Here is a 4,112-nt window from a genome sequence, read left to right as displayed (position 1 = left end):
TGGCAATTGTCATGAGAAACCTCATGTCTAGAAATACCCAGGATATCATATTCATCCTTGAGACACTTAATAATCGCCCTCCCTATGAGACCACTGTCCCCTAAAATAAACACCTTCTTCATGCCTGCCTCCAAATCATTAACTCAAAATTTTTACCACTTATAATTTGTTAGATCTTCTCCTATATCATATCTACCCTTTATCGTTCCGCTTCTATCACTACTTTAATGCTTGAACCCATTATTGTCCTTATTATTGTCATCCCTATTGTTATCCTTATTGTTTTAACGCTTATTAGCCTCAAATAAATAAACCCCATGTGCACCTCTGTCGTCCAGAACATGCCATAGGGTTTAATACTTATTCATTCAAACGCAATTTCTTCTTTTGCTGCGAATTAGGTTTACTTTTTCATCAACCTGTCTTTCATATTGACTCTGCCACTTGAGCGGAATTTGCTTAGTCATTAATCCATGTTTTTCCTTGCCCATCACGATTTTTACGGCTGTGAAAAGTGCGTCAGTTTCGACTCGAATTGCTTCAGCCCTTTCTGATAAATGTGCCAAGTTCTCGATTGAATTTTTCATACTTCACCTCATATTTTATGTAGCTTGGTCTGTCGTTTCTCTTTGCTTTCGACCTCTACTACATCATACGGTTAAAGTATTAGAACAAGATTATTATAAGGTTAAGATCCTATCAAACATTGTTAATTTTTAATTGCCAAGCTTAAGATTTATTTAATCAATTCTTCAAGTGCATGCATCAAGCCATCTTCATCATTGCTTTTTGCAATATAGTTGGCTACTTTTTTAAGTGCTTCTGTGGCATTGCTCATGGCAACACCTACGCCAGCGTAAGAGATCATATCCATGTCGTTTTCATTGTCACCAAAAGCGATCACATCCTCAAGGGGAATATCGTAATGGCTTCTAATGGCTTCAATACCTGTGGCTTTGGTAACGCCTTTTGCCATAACATCAAAAGAGGTTTCAAGGGATTTACAGGTTTCAAGTCCCTCTATTTCTTTTATTTCAGCCATGACGGCTTCAAAAGTTTCAGGGTGTTCACTCCAAAGGCCAATTTTATAAACCGGTACTTTCTCCACAATGGATAAAAGATCGTCATGGAATTCGACCTTAAAATGATATGCCTCAGGCAAATTTTTCATACCATCAGCGTATTTTTGTGCCAAGTGCATATTCTTCTCAGAATAGATCACGTCATTGTCATATAGGTGAAAGTAAGCGTCATGCTTTTTACAGACCTTGACCACTTCTATTGCCAAGTGCCTTGGCAATTCAATCGCTTGTATAATTTCACCCGTTTTTAAATGTTTTACAACAGCACCATTACAAGATATGAGAAATCCATCATAATCGAGATCCTTCGTGATAATCCTTCCGGCACCATGCATTCTGCCTGTGGCAATGGCAAATAAATGGCCTTGTTCAATCAACTGAAAAATCTTGTTTCTTGTTATTTCGGAGATGGTTTTGTCACTTCTTAAAAGCGTCCCATCAATATCACTTACAATTAATTTTTTCATCATTAAACCAGTAATTCCTTTCAATCAAATCGATTATTATCCATCTCAAATAAACGCAAGTTGTCACGTTTACAGGGCTATGCTAAATTTACTATTCAGGTTTAAAGTTCTAGACAATATCAAAATCTACCTGTCTTAAAGTTGCATCCGCCCCTATAACTTCAACTTCAACGGTTTGACCAAGCTTATAGACATTCTTAGTCCTCTCGCCAACAAGCTGCATACGCTCTTCGTCATAGACATAGTAATCATCATCTAAGTTTTCCATTCTTACCAAGCCCTCAATTGTATTTTCGAGCTCTACAAACATCCCAAATGAGGTTATGGTTGAGATTAGGCCCGTAAAATGTTCACCAATATGACCCATCATGTACTCTGCTTTTTTCATATCGTCCACATCACGTTCAGCAAGCTCGGCATTTCTTTCCCTGTCAGAACTTTGTAAAGAAACTTCATCCACAATGGCACGAAGTGCTTTAATCCGGTCAGCATTTAGCTTACCATTAAGCATATCTCTGATAATACGGTGAATTTGTAAGTCTGGGTAACGTCTAATCGGTGATGTAAAGTGGCAATAGTATTTTGCCGCTAAACCAAAGTGACCATCATTGTTAGGAGAATATTTAGCCTGTTTTAAGGAACGAAGGGTCAATTTGCTGATTACATGCTCTTCCTGACTGCCCTTAACTTCTGTCAGCATCTGTTGAATAGCCTTTGGATGCAAGTCTTCTGCATTGCCCTTAACTTTCTTGCCAAAGTTGTATAAGAACTTATTCAGTGTTTCTATTTTTTCCATATCAGGTGTTTCGTGAATACGATATACAAAAGGCAACTCAAGCCAAAACATATGCTCAGCCACAGTTTCATTTGCAGCAAGCATGAACTCCTCTATGATCTTATGACCAATTCTGCGTTCCAACTTACCCACAAAAATTGGCTTGCCCTCGCCGTCCAATTGAATTTTAGACTCAGCAAAATCAAAATCGATGGCACCACGTCTGGTTCTTCGCTTTCTAAGTATGAGCGAAAGTTCCTTCATGGTCTCAAATTCTTGGAACAAATAACCATATTTATCCTTGAGTTCATGTGAAATTTTACCTTCAACGATATCAGACACATCGTCATAATTCATACGTTCCACGGTTTTAATAACAGACTCACAAATTTTATGATTGAGAATATCACCATTTGAATCAATTTCCATAATACAAGACATGGTCAATCGATTAACCTGTGGGTTCAAACTGCAAATACCATTTGAAAGTCTCTCTGGAAGCATGGGAATAACACGGTTTAGCAAGTATACACTGGTTGCACGTCTAAGGGCTTCCTTGTCTATCTTAGAGTGTTCTCTCACATAATAAGAGACATCGGCGATATGAACACCTAGCTCGTAATTACCATTAGGGAGCTTTATAACATGCACCGCATCATCTAGGTCTTTGGCATCCTTGCCATCTATTGTGACGATCTTATAATCCCTAAAATCCTCTCTCTTCTTGATTTCATCTTCTTCAACTTCAATCGGAATGTTCTCCGCCTCTTGGATGACCTTGGTGTTGAACACCTCAGGGAGCTTATAGGTTCTGATAACAGAAAGAATATCAACACCCGGCTCACCGGTTTGACCAAGTATTTCAGTAATCTTGCCTTCTGGATTGCGGCGGTCTTCAGGCCATCTTGATATCTCAACGACGACCTTATCACCTTGTTTTGCCCCTAGTGCATTGTTTCTCGAAATAAAAATATCACTCCTGATGCGTTGATCATCTGCTACGACAAAGCCAAAATTCTTGCTCTCCTCATAGGTGCCAACAATCACCGTATTCGATCGCTCGACAATTTTGATTACCTCGCCTTCGCTCTTCTTGTCAGGTCCACCGATTTTAGTCAGCTTGATCATGACCTTGTCACCATTCATTGCACCAAATAATGCACTTGCAGGGATAAAGACATCTCTCATGGTCACACTTTCAATGATTGCAAATCCAAAGCCCTTAGCAGTCATTTGAATTTTACCTACATATATTTGAAAAAATTCCGGTAATGCAAATTTTCCTTTTTTGGTTTTAATGAGCTGTGCATCCTCCACCATTTCATCTAAATAAGTAAACATTGCAGGGATATCTTCTTTATGAACATTCATTTGTTCTACTAAATCCATTTCCACAAAGGCCTTTTCACTGTTTGCTTTAAAAAATTGTAGTATATCTTCTTTTTTCATTTTGTTGCCTCCTTTGTTGTAGAGCTGTTTTAGCCTCTATACCTATCTCACTTCACAATTATTGTCTCATAAGATTTATACCTTAATTATAACGCATTAACCTTACAATAAATAGGCACCATCTCAAAATTAACGAAATATTAACGCGCCTCTTCGCATGAAATCTGTGGATTAAGGCAAAACCTTGTTATCTGTCCCCCCTCTCATTTAACCACCCTTTACAAGTTAACCACTCTTGTTTTGAGCTGGATGAGAATTCATCGTATAAAAAAAGAACTGGTGAAATCACCAGCCCATTCTGTCCTGCCCCATTACTTAATGAGGCTAAACGATTCAATT

The 4,112-nt window shown here is 38.2% G+C and carries 3 protein-coding genes; all 3 read right to left on the bottom strand.

What is annotated here, in order from left to right:
* Positions 1-368: 368 nt before the first annotated feature.
* On the bottom strand, positions 369-587 hold the full coding sequence (locus tag AC220I_RS19150; RefSeq protein WP_486725467.1) for a hypothetical protein: 219 nt from the start codon (positions 585-587) through the stop codon (positions 369-371).
* A 149-nt stretch (positions 588-736) separates the two neighbouring features.
* Positions 737-1,549 carry a Cof-type HAD-IIB family hydrolase gene (locus AC220I_RS19145; RefSeq protein WP_486725466.1) on the bottom strand — a complete coding sequence of 271 codons (813 nt, stop codon included), beginning with the start codon at positions 1,547-1,549 and terminating at the stop codon, positions 737-739.
* Between the two features lie 109 nt (positions 1,550-1,658).
* The gene (gene rnr, locus AC220I_RS19140; protein ID WP_486725465.1) at positions 1,659-3,773 is read right to left on the bottom strand and encodes a ribonuclease R; all 2,115 of its coding nucleotides are present in this window, start codon (positions 3,771-3,773) and stop codon (positions 1,659-1,661) included.
* Between the last annotated feature and the right edge of the window lie 339 nt (positions 3,774-4,112).

The sequence above is a fragment of the Fusibacter sp. genome, from assembly GCF_057447755.1.
The sequence above is the reverse complement of the archived record's forward strand: the minus strand, read 5'-3'. Positions and strand labels throughout refer to the sequence as shown.